The organism is Micromonospora aridisoli (assembly GCF_056150025.1).
Genome location: NZ_JAXCFK010000099.1, coordinates 1 through 593, shown reverse-complemented (window position 1 = coordinate 593; position 593 = coordinate 1). Strand labels below are relative to the sequence as shown.

The 593-nt window shown below is 38.4% G+C and carries 1 protein-coding gene; it reads left to right on the top strand.

The window, feature by feature from the left end; translation table 11 throughout:
- Positions 1-593, top strand: a 593-nt coding sequence (locus tag SM447_RS29550; RefSeq protein ID WP_474576146.1) for a hypothetical protein, incomplete at both ends; no start/stop codon positions are given.

Below are 593 nucleotides of genomic sequence, written 5' to 3'. Positions count from 1 at the left end.
TAACTGTTGATAGAAACGCACCTGTTGTTACACCACCAACACCAACGGAGGATTGTACATTCGGAACACCTCTTGCTAGCGGGTTACCAAGTATCAATACGAGTTTTGAGAATGTATTTGTTTTAGGAAACGGTGGACCAAACCTAGATAATGTAACTGAATTCATAATTAATTGGGATGCTGCTAATAATGGATTATATGTTTTGGCTGCTAATACAAGCAACGGAACACCAAATTGGTATGTAGACTTGAATCCTTCGGCTAGTAATACTTTTGTAAATGCTAATCCTGAAATAACACTTTCTGGAACTGGATTTGCAGGATTGGATGGTTCATACTACGTCGCTATTGATAACGGAAATTTTGTTATGGTTTCTAAGACAGCAGGATTTGCAATTTATTTTAGCAAAAGTGCAACTAGACCAGAGTGTGGAGAAACAACACCTGTACCACCTGTAGCTACAGTAGACGGAGGAACGGTTTCTTCAACTACAAATCAAACGGCTATAACAACAACAACTGGTGATGGTATTGCAGATCTTGTGACATTCCAGACTACAAGTACAGCTACAGCATCTTATGAGTATTTAATT